General features: G+C 70.5%; 8 protein-coding genes. 3 read left to right on the top strand and 5 right to left on the bottom strand.

Going from position 1 to position 15,321, the window contains the following annotated elements; translation table 11 throughout:
- Positions 1-11 precede the first annotated feature (11 nt).
- The 3 genes from G7Z13_RS26610 to brxD all read right to left on the bottom strand — a co-directional run bounded on the left by G7Z13_RS26610 (position 12) and on the right by brxD (position 4,519).
- The gene (locus tag G7Z13_RS26610; protein WP_166002749.1) at positions 12-845 is read right to left on the bottom strand and encodes an SDR family oxidoreductase; all 834 of its coding nucleotides are present in this window, start codon (positions 843-845) and stop codon (positions 12-14) included.
- Between the two features lie 126 nt (positions 846-971).
- Positions 972-3,170: a DEAD/DEAH box helicase gene (locus G7Z13_RS26605; RefSeq protein WP_166002748.1), complete on the bottom strand. Its 2,199-nt coding sequence runs from the start codon at positions 3,168-3,170 to the stop codon at positions 972-974.
- A complete protein-coding gene (brxD, locus tag G7Z13_RS26600) occupies positions 3,170-4,519 on the bottom strand; it encodes a BREX system ATP-binding protein BrxD (RefSeq protein WP_166002747.1) in 1,350 nt (449 codons plus the stop codon). The genes G7Z13_RS26605 and brxD overlap by 1 nt, the downstream gene beginning before the upstream one ends.
- A gap of 427 nt (positions 4,520-4,946) precedes the next feature.
- On the opposite strand from brxD, the gene G7Z13_RS26595 reads away from it, so the two are divergent.
- The 3 genes from G7Z13_RS26595 to G7Z13_RS26585 all read left to right on the top strand — a co-directional run bounded on the left by G7Z13_RS26595 (position 4,947) and on the right by G7Z13_RS26585 (position 8,236).
- The gene (locus G7Z13_RS26595; RefSeq protein ID WP_166002746.1) at positions 4,947-5,162 is read left to right on the top strand and encodes a hypothetical protein; all 216 of its coding nucleotides are present in this window, start codon (positions 4,947-4,949) and stop codon (positions 5,160-5,162) included.
- Positions 5,163-5,369: 207 nt separating this feature from the next.
- Complete coding sequence (locus G7Z13_RS26590; RefSeq protein WP_166002745.1) at positions 5,370-7,187, top strand: DUF262 domain-containing protein; 1,818 nt, start codon at positions 5,370-5,372, stop codon at positions 7,185-7,187.
- Complete coding sequence (locus G7Z13_RS26585; protein WP_166002744.1) at positions 7,184-8,236, top strand: CBS domain-containing protein; 1,053 nt, start codon at positions 7,184-7,186, stop codon at positions 8,234-8,236. Before G7Z13_RS26590 ends, G7Z13_RS26585 begins: the two co-directional genes overlap by 4 nt.
- A 155-nt stretch (positions 8,237-8,391) precedes the next feature.
- Here G7Z13_RS26585 and pglZ read toward each other — a convergent pair whose 3' ends face one another.
- Positions 8,392-11,319: a BREX-2 system phosphatase PglZ gene (pglZ, locus tag G7Z13_RS26580; protein WP_166002743.1), complete on the bottom strand. Its 2,928-nt coding sequence runs from the start codon at positions 11,317-11,319 to the stop codon at positions 8,392-8,394.
- On the bottom strand, positions 11,316-15,203 hold the full coding sequence (locus G7Z13_RS26575; RefSeq protein WP_166002742.1) for a phage resistance protein: 3,888 nt from the start codon (positions 15,201-15,203) through the stop codon (positions 11,316-11,318). Before G7Z13_RS26575 ends, pglZ begins: the two co-directional genes overlap by 4 nt.
- Positions 15,204-15,321: the final 118 nt, after the last annotated feature.

The raw sequence follows: 15,321 nt of genomic DNA, 5'->3' as shown, positions 1-15,321 counted from the left end.
CGCGAGGCGGGTCACTCCGGCGTGCCGGCCACCTCGCCACGGCGTGGCACGAGCTGGAAGTCGAACGCGAGCGTCCCGGGGTCCAGGGCCGTCACCCCGCCGTCGACGGTGAGCACGGCGCCGTTCACATACGACGCCGCAGGGGACAGCAGCCAGCCGACGGCCTCCGCGACCTCGCGCGGCTCACCCGGCCGCCCCACCGGAAGGACCCTGGTCACCTCCTCGTACCCGGCCCGGACGCCATCGCCCTCCAGTCCGGCTTCCGCGGCGAAGCGCGCCATGCGCCGGTCGGCCATCTCGCTTCTCACCCAGCTCGGACACACGATGTTGGCCCGCACCCCCTGACGCCCGTAATCGACGGCGACGGACCGGCACAGCTGCAGCAGGGCCGCCTTGGAGGTGGCGTACGGGACGTTGCTCGTACCGTTGCGCAGCGCGGAGACCGAGGCGACGGCGACCACCGCCCCGCTCGCCTCCACCAGGTGCGGGATCGCCGCGCGCAGCAACAGCAGCGGCCCGGTGACGTTGGTGCGCATCACCTCGTCCCAGTCCTCCAGCGACAGGTCGCCCACGCTCCCGCCGCGCCCGATCCCCGCGTTGAGCACGACGCCGTCGACTCGTCCGTACGCGTCCAGGGCCGCCCGGACCAGACCGTCGGCGGCCTCGGGTTCCCCCACGTCGGACGGATGCGCGAGGACCCCGATCTCCTCCTCCAGCCGCCGCAACGGCTCACTCCGACGCCCGGAGACCACCACGTGGTGCCCCCCTTCCCGGAGCAGCCGAGCGGTGGCCTCCCCGATGCCCGTACCTCCACCGGTGACGATCACAACTCGCTGGTCGGCCATTGCGCTTCCGGCTCCTTCGCGTCGCGGTACGTGTCCGAGCGTAGAGGGGGCTGATCTTGCGTCGACGGCTTTGAGACAGCCAGGCGATCCCGCCCTACGGGCTGCCTTCGACCGGTCCGTCCGCATTCACCTGTCGTGCTGGAAGCGCACGGGTTCCCCGAGCACCGCGCGGGCGCTCTGGAAGTCGGCCAGGCGGCTCGCCACTGTGGCGACGGCGAGGCGCTCCGGGAGGGCGGCGGAGAACTTCAGGCCACGTACGGCCCGGCGGTCCACGTCGGGCAGGACCAGATTCTCACCGACACCCTCACGCGCCGCATGCCAGTCGGCCGGGGTGAGGTCCTCCCGCAGCCGCACCCAGCAGTCGGTGGGGCGCTGCAGAGGGTCGGTGACCGACGGGAGAGTGGCCGCGAGGGTGGCGTTGGCGCGGTATCCGGCCCAGGTCCACCAGCGCACGTCGCTGCCTACACGTGTGATGAGAGTTCCTCCGGGGTGCACGGTGTCGGGTGCGTCGGTCTCGCGCTGTTCGGCCAGACACGCCTCGGCGCGCCGTGTGAGGGTAACTGGCGGGTCCGCGCCCAGCAGCACCTCGCGCATGGCGCGCGTCAGGGCGTACGAGAGGCCCGCGATGCCGCCGTTCATCCACTTGGCAATGCCTCCGCCGTCAGCGGGCTCGACGAACACCCGCTTGCGCAGCCAGTCGATGTAGGTGACCTGCCAGCTGCGTCCGCCGAGCAGCAACCGCCGTGGGCCGGGTCGTTCCTCGGTGAGAACGGTCGGGTCGGTCCGGCCGATCTCTGTGCGCCCGGACAGGACGGTGAACTGGGGCGGCGCGGTGAAGGACGCGGTGAGTTCGATGAAGTGCCGCTTGCCGAAGCGGCGTTCCGCCTCCGGTCCGACGAACAGCAGGCCACCGTCACTGTCGAGGAAACCCTCCTCGGTCAGGAAGTGCAGGATGGGTGCGGCGGAGCGGTCGAAGGGGGCGAGGCCGTTCCACTGCTGGTCCCACATCTGGTCGCCCAGTTTGTGCTGTTGCAGGGTGACGGCAAGGAGTTGCTGGGCCACGAGGTGGCGTGGCTCGGGTGGCGGCAGGACCGGTTCCACCCAGCCTCGCGACCACAGCAGCAGCAGCCCGGCCGCCTGAAGCAGCGTTTCCTTGCGGGTGGAGAGGAACAGGCAGTTGCGTACCGTCCCAGGGCGTCGGCCGGTGCGGCCGACGCGCTGCAGGAAGGAGGCGACGGTGGCCGGTGAATCGATCTGGATGACGCGGTCGAGGTCACCGACATCGATGCCGAGTTCGAGGGTGGAGGTGGAGACGATGACGCAGTCGCGTGCCTCGGCGAACGCCTGCTCGGAACGAGTGCGCTCATCGACGGAAAGGGAGGCGTGGGACAGGAAGACGGTCACCTCGCGGGCGCGCAGCGCGGCCCCCAGCTCCTCGACCTGGCGACGTGAGTCGCAGAAGACGAGCCGCTTCTCTCCCTTGTGCAGGGCGGCGATGACCTTGGCGGCGTTGTCGAGGGAGCCCACGTAGTCGAGTTGCACCTCGCCCGTCGGCCGCACGGATTGGTGGGCGGTGGGTTGTCGGTCGTGACCTTCCCTGCCGTATGCGGGCGGCCTCACCCCCGGGGCCACGACGCGCCCGGTGCGGCTGCCCGCGCTCGCGCCCTGCAGCCAGTGCAGCAACTGTTCCGGGTTGCCGACGGTCGCGGAGAGACCGACGCGTTGGATGGGCCGCCCCGTGACTCGCTCGAGCCGTTCCAGCACTGCCAGCAGATGCCAGCCCCGGTCGTCCCCCGCGAAGGCATGAACTTCGTCGACGACGACGGCCCGTACGCTCCCCAGCATGCGGGCGTGGTCGGTCTTGACTCCGATCAGCATCGCCTCGAGCGACTCGGGCGTGGTGAGCAGAACGTCCGGAGCCTCGGTGCGGATGCGCCGGCGCTGCGATTCCTTGGTGTCGCCGTGCCAGAGGGCTGCGCGCCGTCCCAGCCACTGGGCGTACGTGTCGACACGGTTGACCAGATTGTTGAGGAGCGCCTTGAGCGGACACAGGTACAGCACTGAGGTGCCGGTCCACTGCTGTTCGGTCATCGCCGACAGCAGAGGGAAGCAGGCAGCCTCGGTCTTGCCGCCGGCCGTCGGCGCCAGCAATACGGCGTCCTCTCCGTCCATGAGCGGGGTGATCGCCGCCCGCTGGAGAGGCCGCAGGTCGGGCCAGCCGAGGGTGTTGACGATGTGGTGCAGGACGACGGGGTCAAGCCGGTCGAGTACATCGGCCCCTTCCTCGGCCGGACCTTGCCCGGCCGGGCTGCCGGCAGCCACCATCACAGCTCCAGGTCGATGTCGTCGGCCGACGCGTGCCCTGCCGTGACGGTGGCAGCCAGGTTCCGCTCCACGTCGGTGAGTTCGTTACTCGCGACCGTCAGCCGGTAGTGCCGCCGGGGATCGAAGTCATCGAACTGGTCCACCCGGTCGAGGACGTCCCCGACGAGCTTTTTCAAGAACAGCCGGGGGGCCACACCAGCCTTCCCGCCCAGTGCCCCGCCGACGGCCCGTGCGAGGTCCGCTACGTAGGCGTCGTCGACGACCGTTCGGACCCGCTCGGGTGCCTGGGCGGCGTCCGCGTACAGGTCCCGGATGGTGACACCGAGACCGACCAGGCTCTCCTGGTTGAACCCGGGCAGCCGAATCTGCACGGCGCGGGGGTTGTCGAAGCGCGGGTCGGTGGTGAAGTCGGTGGCGAGCCGCTGGGCCAGCGGGGCCAGACGCTGCACGCCTTGCTGCCCGTCGAAGAAGGCGGGCGTGCCGGTGATGACGAGGTACAGGCCGGGGAAGCGGCCGGAGTGCACCTCGTCGATGAGCTGCCGCAGGGCGTTGAGCGCCTTGTCGCGGGCGTCGGAGCGGACCCGCTGCAGGGTCTCGACCTCGTCGAGGACCACGAAGAGCCCGGTGTGACCGGAGTCGCGCAGCACGGTGAGGAGCCCTTGCAGAAAGCCCAGGGCGCCGAAGTGGTCGAGGTCACCGCGCACTCCGGCGGACCGGCGGGCGGAGGCGGCGACGTGGGGCTGGCCACCGAGCCATGCCAGGACGGCCGCGGCGGTCGCCTCTTCGCCCTCGGCGAGGGCGGCCCGGTAACCGCGCAGGGCGGTAGCGAAGGACGGGGCGTGCCGGGACACTTCGGCAAGCCGGGTGACCAGCAGTTTCTCGACCTCCTCCGGCAGCTCCTCTTCGCTGGCGCCGGCCGCAAGTGCGTCCTCCTCCAGGGCGTAGAACCAGGCGTCGACCACGGGCCGCAGTGCGCTGGGCGGGAAGCTGGAGGTGGTGAGGCGTTCGGTGAGCCGCCGGTAGACCGTTTCCAGCCGGTGCAACGGTGTCTCGTTCTCCGATACCTGGATCTCGGCGACGGCGAAATTGCGGCGCTTGGCCCGTTCCCCCAGCCATCGGGTGAAAAAGGTCTTGCCGGACCCGTACTCGCCGCGCACGGCCTTGAAGACGGACCCCCCGGACGCCACCGCGTCCAGTTCCGCGTCCAGGGCCGCCTCGAACCGGTCGAGACCGGTGGCCAACAGGTCCAGTCCGCTCTCGGGCACGGCCCCGCGACGCAAGGCGTCGATGACTACACGGCGGCGGGCCGCGCTGACCTGTGCAGGGCGCTGGGATCCGGTGGTGCTCACGGTGACCAGTGTTCCATCTCCCGGCGCACCAGGGCTTCGATGAAGTGCCCTGATGCCCGGTTCGTTACTGTTCGGATCCGAGCATGTCGCGGTACGCACAGCCATCCTCACCGTTCGTGACGGTCACGGGGCGAATCGAGGCCGTCGCCGTCCGGGCGGAGGTCACAGTCGGGACAACCTATCGACGGTATTCGGCCATCTCACACAACTCGCTTCTGCTGCAACGGCGTTGACAGGCAGGATGGGTTCGGCATATCGATATCCGCTCTCCCGGAGGACTCTTGACTCACTTGTTACGCGCACTCCAATCAGCAACCGGCTGGTTGCGGGCTCCGTAGAGCTCGTCTGCGCGTCGCGGGGAGGGGCTCTCACTTCGGTGGCCCGTGCCCTTTTCCCGCAAGCGAGCCAACAAGTCATGGGAGGAACGGTGTCGACCCACTCGACCCACCAGGCGTGCCATCACCCGGCGCGTGACATCACCATCGTGGCACTCGTCTCCGGTGTGATCTCTCTCGGCACTGCCGTCACGACGATGGCGTTCGATGTCAGCCCGTTGGCGACTCTTACGAGCAGTGGTGGCGCGTTCATCGCCGTCCTCAGCGCGGGCATGAACGTGCTCAACCATGTGAAGCGCAACGTGTAGGGGCTTCGAGGGCGGCCCACGAGACGTGGGCCGCCCTTGTCTCAGCGTTCGACGCAGACCGCGGCGAGCCCGTCACTCGCAGGTCTCGACACCCAGACCGTACGGCGCTCGCAGCGAATCCGCTCTTCAGCGAATCGATTGACGGTCACCGCAGAGCGCTGATGAAATCACTCTCCGTACCGACTGCAACATCGAAAGTGGAGTCACATGGCGGCGCTCGACAACGTGAAGCTGAAGGACGTACTGGCGGACGTCGCCTCGGGCTCCTTACAACTGCCCGACTTCCAGCGGAACTGGAAGTGGGACGACGACCGGATCCGGGCGATCATCGCGACAGTCACACTCGACTATCCGCTCGGTGTTGTGATGACGCTGCAGACCGGCGGCGCCACCCGGTTCAGGTCCCGAACTCTCACCGGGGCACGGCCGGACGGGGAGCCCGAGGCCGATCTCCTGCTGCTGGACGGGCAACAGCGCCTCACCTCCCTCTTCCAGTCCCTGTGGCTGGATGCTCCGGTGGAGACCGCGGACGCCCGGGGCAAGCCCATCCAGCGGTGGTACTACATCGACATCGCGAAGGCTGTCGGGCCGTCCGCGGACCGCGACGAGGCCATCGTGTCCGTCCCGGCCGACAGGGTGCTGCGCACGGACTTCAACCGCACGGTGGTTCTGGACCTGCGCACCACCGAGGCCGAATGCGCGGCCGGTCTCTTCCCCCTGCACTTCGTCTTCGACGCCCAGCGCGTGAACGAGTGGAAGAAGGCGTACATCAAGGCGGACGAGGACCGGAACTGGGACCTCTGGGGCCAGTTCGACGAGGCCGTCCTCCAGCAGGTCCGCGCCTTCCAGGTACCGATGATCCGCCTGGCTGCCTCCACGTCCATGGACGCCGTCTGCGCGGTGTTCGAGCGGGTCAACACGGGCGGCGTGCCACTGAACGTCTTCGAACTGCTCACCGCGACTTACGCCGGGGACCGCGACTACGTGGAGCGGACCGGGGACTACTACCAGCTTCCCGAGGTCTGGCGGGAGATCAAGCACGGGCTGGCGGGCAAGTACCCGGTCTTCGGCCGCCTGGAGGGCGGTCTGGAGAACGGGCTGAGCAGCATCGACTTCCTGCAGGCCATCGCGCTGGTGCGTACCTGGGAGCGGAAGCAGGCGGGCCTCGGGGCGACGGTTTCCTGCAAGCGCCGCGATCTGCTGGACCTCCCCCTGGCCGACTTCGTCCGCCTGGCGCCGAAGCTTGCCGACGCCTTCGCATGGGTGGGCGATTTCCTGGAGCGGCAGTGCATCGTCCGCCCGGCCGACCTGCCGTACAAGACGCAGCTTGTCCCGCTCGCGGCCGTCCGCGCCATTCTCGACACGGCGACCGACGGCATGGGGGCACAGGAGAAGATCGAGCAGTGGTACTGGTGCGGCGTGCTCGGAGAGATGTACGGCGGCTCCACGGAGACGCGCTTCACCAAGGACGTCGAGCAGCTCGTCCCCTGGATCGAACAGGACGACCGGGCACCCGAGACAGTCACGGAGGCGTTTTTCTTCGCCGACCGCCTCGATACCCTCACCACCCGCAACAGCGCCGCCTACAAGGGCATCTACGCCCTGCTGATCAAGCAGGGAGCGGTGGACTGGCACTACACGGACGCCCCGCTCAGTCCCGGCCGGCTGGACGAGTACGGCGTGGACATCCGGCAGATCTTCCCCAAAACGTGGTTCCGGCGGGGTAACAGCCACGGCCTGCCCACGAGTTCTATCGTGAACAAGACCCCCCTGTCCTACCGTGCCGCGATGGACATGACAGGAGCGCCGTCGTCGTACCTGTCCACCATGATCGCCGCGTCCGACATGCGGTCCGAGTGGTTCGACGATGTCCTGAGCACCCACCTGATCGATCCGGACGCCTTGCGGGAAAACGACTACGAGCGCTTCTACCACGACCGTTCCAAGCAGTTGCAGGAACTCGTGCACTCCGCCATGGGCAAGAGGACGATGCTTCGCGACCTGCCGGAGGGCGACGCCCGATGACGACCAGGCCGGACGAGCGCGACATCGCCTCACTCAAGGGCAGGACCGTGTCCGTGCAGGAGATCCTCGACCTGTTCCAGGTCAGGGTTCGCGACCACCGCTCGGTGCACCGGATCTCGCAGGCGCTGGCGGACGCCGGGCTGACCACGCTGCCGGACTTCGCCGTGTGCGGCCTGCGCAGCACCGTCGAGGTCGTGCCGCTGGCGTCCGTCCCCGCGCAGCGCGCGCCCGTCGACGCGGACGACGAGGCCGACGCGACGGACGAGGCCCTTCCCTCGCACGCCCTGCCGCAGCGGCTGCTCCTCGGCGACATCCCGTCGGCGCGGCGCGGCGTGGTGTCCGTGGGTCCCGGGACGCCCCTGTCCCAGACGACCTTCCTCATGCGTACGAAGGGCCTCTCCCAGGTGCCGGTGACCACCGGCATGGCGCAGGTCCACGGGGTCGTGACCTGGGGGTCCGTGGCCAAGATGTACGAGGCGGGGAAGCCGGCCACGCTGGACAACGCGATGGAGAAGGACTCGCTGCCCGTCGCCGACGCCCGCCAGGAGTTCTTCACCGCCCTCCCCGTCATCCGCGAGCACGGCTACCTGCTCGTCCGCGGCGACGACGGCTGCCTGTCGGGCATCGTCACCGCCGCGGACGTCACGGAGCGCTTCGAGGGGGCGGCGCGTCCCTTCTTCCTCGTGGGCGAGATCGAGTCGCTGCTGCGCCGCTGCCTGGGCGCGGCCCTGGACGCGGAGGCCATCAAGGCGGTCCAGACGAACAGGAAGCCGGAGCGCCGCACCGGCCAGGTGTCGGATCTGATGTTCGGCGACTACCTGAAACTCCTGGACGGCGACCAGACGAAGCAGTCCCTCGCCGAGCGGGCCGACCGCAACTGGGAGGCGCTGAAGTGGCCCAACATGCCCCGGGAGCAGTTCGTCGGCCTGCTGAAGCGGGTGAAGGACATTCGCAACCGGATCGCCCACTTCGACGAGAAGCCGCTGCCGCAGGAGATGCTCGACGAGCTGACGACGTTCGCGAAGGTGCTGCGGGCATTCGCGCCGTGAGGTGAGGGCGGCACGGGCCTTCTCGGCGCAGGTGTCCCGCACCTCGCACCCTCATCGCTCGGCCTGTGCGGCCAGGTCACAACAGCGACTTCATCGTGCCGGACGCACCGCTCGAGGTGCCTCCCGGTGTCCCGGGAGGCACTCGGAACGTGTCGTCAGCGCGCTCCGAGAGCGAACTGCTCACGCAGCAGCGCCTCGTGGAGCCGCAGGGTACGGCCGTCCGGCAGGGTTTCCAGGACCTGTACACCGTCGTAGTTGAGCAGTTGCCGCAGGACGGCGGCGAAGCCGTCGCCCCGGCTGGTGGGCATGCCCGCGCGCTGGGCGAGGGCGGTGACGGGCAGGGTGCCGCCGGCATCGAGCAGCGCGGCGAGCGCCTTGTGCACCTGCTCCTGCTGCGGTTTGCGGGCCAGCCCACCGAGCTGCGCCTGGTACGTCTCCGAGTCGAGCAATGCCTTTACGAGCACCTCGGTCCGTGAGACGACCACTGGCGTGAGCAGGGCGTCGTCCCCCCCGGAGGTCAGTTCCACCTCGAAGAGCGCTTCGTGCGTCCGCGCGAGTTCCGCCTGCTTCTTCTGCGACTTGCCCGTCGGCTTCTTGGGAGCGGTGGGCATCGCGCCGGGCACCGACGGGGCATCCTGCCCGCTCGCCAGCGGTGTTCTTCCGGCCTCCTCCGGGGCCCACCAGGCCGGCCGCTGGTCGCCCAGCTCCCGCCAGCCCTTGGGGGGTTCCGCCCCGAACGGCAGGAAGGCGAGGACCGGGACGGTGAATTCGGCCAGGGAGGCCCCGCCGTGATAGCCGGCCTTGAGGGCGGTGTAGCGCGAGTCGGCGTCCCACAGGGCGACGATGGACGCGCCGGGCTCAGGCCACACCACGCGCGGCCCGGTCAAGGCGATCTCCCGTTCGGCGAGCGGGCCGCCGGGCGGGCGGTGGCGGGCAGAGTCGGGGTCGGAGGCCGGATCGACCTTGGTGCCGTGCCGGTCGACGACGTGGCCGTGGTCACTGGTGAGGAGGACAGCCATGCCCTGGGCCGCCGCCACCCGCAGCAGATCGCGCAGTCCGGGCACGTCGTCGACCCGCCAGGCTCCGTCGCCGAGTTTCTGCTCCTTGGCGAGCCGGTCGTCGATGGCGTTGAGGACGACGGCCACGTGGGTCCGGCCGTCGTCCAGGGCCTGCGTGAGCGCCGGTCCGAAAGTGTCGCCCGCGGTATCCGTGCGCAGGTCGTCCTTGTGGAACACGGCCGCCGGGGCCCCGCCCCACAGTTTCAGCGTGGGGAAGAGCCGCTTCTCGTCGGCCTGGGTGCCCTTCCTCAAGGTGCCCGTCAGGAGCGAGGTGCGGGACACGGCCGTCACGGTGGGCAGGGCGGCGGCCATGGCCCGGCGGCGCGGCGTGCCGCCCTCGGGCAGCGGGTCGAATTCGGCCCAGGAGCGGCGCAGTTCCTCGCCGAGTTCGCTCGCGATGGCCGCGCTCATGCCGTCGAGTACGAGCAGCAGCACCCGTCGTGTCCCGGTGCGTCGCACGACCGGGCCGACCACGCGATCGAGGAAGGTCTCGACCGTGAGCATCCGGCCGGGCTGGGTACCGGCCTCGGTCCAGGCGGCCAGGGAACGGGCGAAGGAGGCATCGATCTGCCGGCGCCGGTCCCTGACGCGGGTGCCGAGGGCGTCATAGGCGGTCTTGAGGACGGGGTCCGGGTCGCCGCCGGCTTCGATGTGCTCCAGGGCGAGGTCGGCCCAGCCGGTTTCGGTGATGTGCCGCTGGATGGCGTCGGCGACGGTGGGGGCGTCGGCGGGCGGGTCGGTGGCCAGCCAGCGGGCGAGGCGCTGACCCATGCGGGCGCGTTCGATGCGGGCGGACTCCTCCGGCTCGGCTGCGAGCCGATGGTCCTCCAAGTGTCGTACGGCCTGTGCCACCGCGCCCGGGTCACCCGCCGTGAGGGCGTGACCGACGGCGGTGAAGCGGGCTTCGAGTCCGCCACGCAGGACAGGGCTCGCCCCCACGGCCTGCTCCGCGCCGAACTGGCGGGCGAGCGCGGCGGCCCGGTCGAGCACGGTGCCGGTGGTGCGGCGTGCCTCGCGAGCCTGGTCGGCGTCAGTGCCGGTGGTGCGGTGTCCGGCCGCCAGCAGGGTGGTGATGTACTCCTCGGCGGCCCTGCCGAAGACGGTCACCAGGGCGTCGAGCTGGTCGCCGTCCGCAGGGGGCCGGTCGCCGAAGTAGCGTTCGGCGCGGCCCCGGGCCCGGTACGTCTCGGGGGCGGGCTCGGCGTGCTGCCACAGGGCCGCGCAGACGAGGCCGAAGGCGGCGGCGTCCGCGCCGCGCTCGGCCTCCACGAGGGCGAACAGGGCGCGTCCGGCAAGGCCCGCCTGGTCCTCCTCGCCGAGGAAGGCGGCCAGTCCGGCGCGTTCGGCGCCGCGCAGGGCGAGGAACCGTTCGGGGGCGCCGGGCCGGGTGGACCAGTGCAGCAACGCCTGGGCGTCGAGCCGGTCGTCGCCGGGGCGTCGTTGGCCGCCCTCGGTGTCGTAGCGGCCCAGGCGCAGGCGGCGCTGGGCGAGCGCAGTGAGGGCGTACTGGCGGGACAGCCAGCCGCCGGGCACGGGCGGCCAGCCGCCACTGGTGGGCGGGGTCGCGTCGAGCAATGCCTCGGCGGCCCAGTTGATGTCCTTCAGGCGCGGGTCTATCTGCCGGGCGCCGAACGCGTCGCCGACCACCTCCCAGCTGTCGACCGTGTCGATGCGCAGCTTGTGGACGCGGGCGAGGATCGCCGGGTCGAGTTCGTGCTGCTCGCGGTCGGTGAGGACGACCAGCACGGCGGGCCCGGGGCGGCGGCCCGACAGGTGCTCGAGGACGAGTTCGTGGACGGCGAGCGGGGACGGTGCCACCGCGACGCCGGCAGTACGGCCCTCGCCCCAGACGGGTTCGGCGGGGCCGTCCCACTGGGGTGTGGACCGCAGTAGCACGACCCGGCGCCGGCCCCCGTCGGCCCTGGTGAGGGAGTCTTCGAGGGAAGTCTGCGAGGACAGGTACTGGGTGACGGTCGCGGTGTTCAGCCGGACCGCGCCCGGGACGGCGGTGGCGGTGTCCGTCATTCGACGACCTTCCAGCTGATCTCGATGGTCGCGTCGGGGTGGCGGGCGGCCAGTTCGGACAGTTCCGCCTGGAGGTCGGCGGCGGCCCGGCGCACGGTCGTGCTGCGGTGTCCGGACTTCCGCGCCGTGCCGCCGCTCGCCGGGACGGGCGAAGGCGTCTCCTGCGGCTGGGTGTACGGGATGCGCGGATCGCTGGACGGGGTGTCCAGGGGCAGGTCGTCGGCCCTGTGCTGGGGCGTTACGGGCTCGGGCCGCGGGGTGGCGGCCTGGCTGCGCTTGATCAGGGCGACGACCTCGCGCTGGGTGCGGGCGAGGGCTTCGCGCAGGTCGGCGGTGCGCTGATCGTCGCGGGCGACGTTGCGCAACGAGTCGAGCAGCGCCTCGCCCTCGGGGCCGAGTCCGGCGGCGAGTTCCAAGGTGCTCCACGGAGCGGAGGCGACGGCCTCCGCAACGGCGCGGGCCTTTTTGATGGAGGTGCCGTACCGGTCGGCGCTGGTCTCGCCCAGGTCGAAGGAGGCGAGGGCCTCCACGGTCTTCTTCGCCCCGGCCGCGCCCTTGCCGGCCTCCGCCTTGAGCGTGTCCAGCAGTTGCAGGGATCGGCGTGCGAGGGCGAGCCGCCCGGTGTCGGCGGTCTGGTCGAGGCCGAGGAAGGAGGCGTGGGTCTCCAGCTGGTGCACGAGGTCGGCCGCGTGGTCGCGGTGGGCGTGGGCGGCGTCGATGATCTGGCGGGCGAACTGGTTGACCATCCGGCCGCGCCGCAGCGCGGGCGGCTTCGCACCGAAGATCACCTCGAAGCGCTGCCGTGCGGTGTCCCAGTCGGACTCGGCGGGCAGCGGCTGGCTGCGCAGGGCGTCGTGGTCCTTGATCGCGGTCAGTTCGGGCGCGGGGTCGAGGACGGTGCCGCCGCGCACCCACACCCGGTCGTCCATCTCGGCGAAGGAGGCGACGACGAGCCGGGCGAGGAAGTCGGGCAGGCCACGCGGTTCGGGCTTGTCGGTCCAGTCGGTGAGCGTGATCAGGGACAGGTCCCCGGTGACGCCCTGGGAGCTGGCGAGCTGCCGGAAGTGGTCGGCCCAGTAGCGGGACAGTTCGAAGTACGCCTCCTTCTGCTGTCCCAGGCGCAGCGGCCCTGCGACGCGCTGCATGAGCTTGCGGTCGGCGGCCGGGACCTCGATCCGCCCGTCCCGGGCCTCGGCGGCCTCCCGGACGTGGGTGAACACCTTTTTGGCGTCGGCGGGCCTGACGGCGGTGCCGGTGGCGTCGGGGTCGAGGTCGGGGTGGGCCGGGTACTGGTGGGCGAGCAGCCTGCCTGCGATGTGCCGGATGCCGTCGTGCAGGCTCTGCCCGAAGGACAGGGTGAGGCCGTCGACGTCGGGCAGCGCGACGAGGTGGTCGTCGAAGTCGGGCACGACGTCGGCGGCCTGCTTCTGGGCGAGACCGTACGCCTGCTTGAAGGCGCCCTTGACCTGCTTGAGCAGCGCCTCGCGCTGGGTTTCGAGCAAGCCCTTGGCGCGGCTGCGGTTGTCGGCGTTGAGGTGGCCGGCGTACTGGGTGTCGAAGCGGTGCTCGTCGGCGAGCGCCTTGTCGATGACGACGAGGCGCCGGAAGTCGGCGAAGCGCTGCGCGGACAGGTGTGCGGGCAGCCAGGCGACGGTGCGGGACCGCTCGCCCTGCTGGCGCTCGCGCAGCCGCTGGATGCGGTTGACGTCCTCGACCGGGCCCCACTCGCCCTCGTCGAAGGGGAGGTCTATGGCGATGCGCCAGCGGCCCTCCTCCTGCGGCATCAGGTCGTGGTCGGGCAGCTCGTCCTCGTCGGCGACGTTGCCGAAGACGATTTCGGCGGTGCGGGCGGTGCCGCGCCAGGTGAAGTGGAGCTGGTCGCTCAACTGGCCGTGTTCGACGCCCAGTTCCTCGGACAGCAGGCGGCGGGCGAGCGCGGCCCGGTTGCCGGGGTTGTCGTTGACCTGGGCGTTGGCGATGACGGAGTCCACGTCGACGCCGGACAGCTCCAGCCGTACGCCGGGGTTGGCGTCGGTGCCGGTCTCCTTGATCTCGGGGAACCGGGCGGCCCACTCGGCGACCTTGTTCTTGATGATGCCGACCTCGGCGCCCGGGATGGGGGCGAGAACCGAGCCGTGGTTGAGCGCGCCGAGCCGCCGGATGGTCAGCTCGGACAGGGAGGGCACGCTGGGCGCGAGCGCGGACAGCAGCAGCGTGCACACCAGCCGGTTGTCGCCGACGAACATCCGGCAGCGGTTGGCGCGCTGCGGGTCGGTGATCGTCTCGGGCCGGTTGAGGTACTGCTCGACGTCGTCCTCGGTGATGTCGTACGAGCTGAGCAGGTAGGGCCGCAGCTTGGTCTTGTACAGCTTGTCAGCGGCCTCGAAGACGACCTTCAGGCTGTCGGTGAACGGCTTGTCACCGCCCTCCGCGATCACCGGGTAGAGGTCGCCGACGGGAATGAGCTGGCCGAGGCGGATCTCGTTGCGGTGGTCGGCGAGGAGCTGGCCCATCAGCTTCAGACCCGTGCGGGAGCGCTGCAGCGCGGACGAGATGTGGACGAGGGTGTCCATGAACGCCGGCGAGAACGGATACGTCAGCCGGAACGACTCGGCGTCCGCGCCGGTGGTGCCCTTCTCCGAGCCGAGCAGGGTGTCCCACACCTGCGGGCCGACCCGCTTGGTCTGCTCGAAGGCCGCGTCGATGAGCTTTTTCGCCTCGTCGTCCTTGGGCTTGAGGAGGCGGGCGTGGGCGATCTGCGGGAGGTTGCGGTCCTCCAGCGTGATCTTGTCGAACCGGCCGGAGGCCAGGTTCAGGGTGTCCTGGATGGACGACTCGGCCGCGCCGGACACCTCCTCGCCGACCAGTTCGCGCAGGTCGCGCTGGCGGGCGATGAACGACACGACGGGGATGGCGCGGCGGGCGTCGCCGCCCTCCACGAAGTTCGTGATCTTGCTGGCTTCGCGTGCCACGAACTTCTGGTCGTGAATGAGGGTGGCCAGCCACAGGATCAGCTCGTCCATGAACAGGATCAGCCCGTCGTAGCCGAGCGCCTTGGCGTGCTCGGCGATGACGGACAGACCGGCGTCCAGCGAGATGAAACCGTGCTCGTCCTCGGCGGCGTTCTTGGCGAAGCCGGGCAGCAGGTTCGTACTGGCGTCGTTGACCAGCTTGGCGCGCAGCTCGGCCGGGGTGGAGGGGTTGCGCAGGTTGAGCGGGACGCCCGCCTCGTGGTTCTCCTCGGCGGCGAGCGCGGTGTCCAGGAGCTGCGGGGTCCAGGCGAAGCCCTCGCCCCACTCGTCCTCCTCGCCGTCGTCCGCGTCGCTGCCGCCCAGGCCGCGGATGACGGCCTCGTCGCCCATGTTGGCGCGCATGGCGCGGATGTCGTCGAAGAGGGAGTCCGTCCGGTACACCTGCGGGGTGGGCGCCTCCGGGTGCAGCTTCTTGACGTGGTGCACGTACCCGCCGAGCACCCGCTGCTCCAGGGCCTTCGCGCCGAGCATGTGGTACGGCACCAGCAGGAACTTCTTGCCGTCCGACTGCAGCCACTCGTGCTTGGTCAGCACCGGGTCGAACTCGGTGCGGGCGCGGGCGGCCTGGTTGCCGCTGAGCAGCGCGTACAGCACGGCCATGAAGTGCGACTTACCGGAACCGAACGAGCCGTGCAGGTACGCCGCCTTGGAGCGGTGCCCGTCCAGTGCCGCCTTGATGAGGGCCAGCGCCTCGTCGAAGTTCTCCAGCAGCCGCTCGGTGACGACGTAGTCCTTCAGCGCGTGCTGGGCACCCTCGGGCGTCGTCGCCTCGGCGAGGGACAGCACGAAGTCCGAGGTGGAGATGGACTCCTTGATGTCGATGACATCGCGGAGGAGGGGCGGCTGGGCCATTGCGGGTTCTCGCTCTCCCTGACGGTGGTCGGTGCTGCTGCTCGTACTCGGTGTCGTGCGGGGTCCGCCGCCGAGGCCCGGGGCCGGTCCGAGGGGTGGTGTGGGGGGTCAGAGATAC

The sequence above is a fragment of the Streptomyces sp. JB150 genome, from assembly GCF_011193355.1.
Lineage (GTDB): Bacteria > Actinomycetota > Actinomycetes > Streptomycetales > Streptomycetaceae > Streptomyces.
The sequence above is the reverse complement of the archived record's forward strand: the minus strand, read 5'-3'. Positions and strand labels throughout refer to the sequence as shown.

Bases quoted from the DNA above. Each gene is read 5' to 3' on its own strand.
- G7Z13_RS26575 (WP_166002742.1), bottom strand. From the start codon at position 15,203: ATGGCCCAGCCGCCCCTCCTCCGCGATGTCATCGACATCAAGGAGTCC.
- G7Z13_RS26610 (WP_166002749.1), bottom strand. From the start codon at position 845: ATGGCCGACCAGCGAGTTGTGATCGTCACCGGTGGAGGTACGGGCATC.
- G7Z13_RS26590 (WP_166002745.1), top strand. From the start codon at position 5,370: ATGGCGGCGCTCGACAACGTGAAGCTGAAGGACGTACTGGCGGACGTC.
- G7Z13_RS26605 (WP_166002748.1), bottom strand. From the start codon at position 3,170: ATGGTGGCTGCCGGCAGCCCGGCCGGGCAAGGTCCGGCCGAGGAAGGG.
- G7Z13_RS26585 (WP_166002744.1), top strand. From the start codon at position 7,184: ATGACGACCAGGCCGGACGAGCGCGACATCGCCTCACTCAAGGGCAGG.
- pglZ (WP_166002743.1), bottom strand. From the start codon at position 11,319: ATGACGGACACCGCCACCGCCGTCCCGGGCGCGGTCCGGCTGAACACC.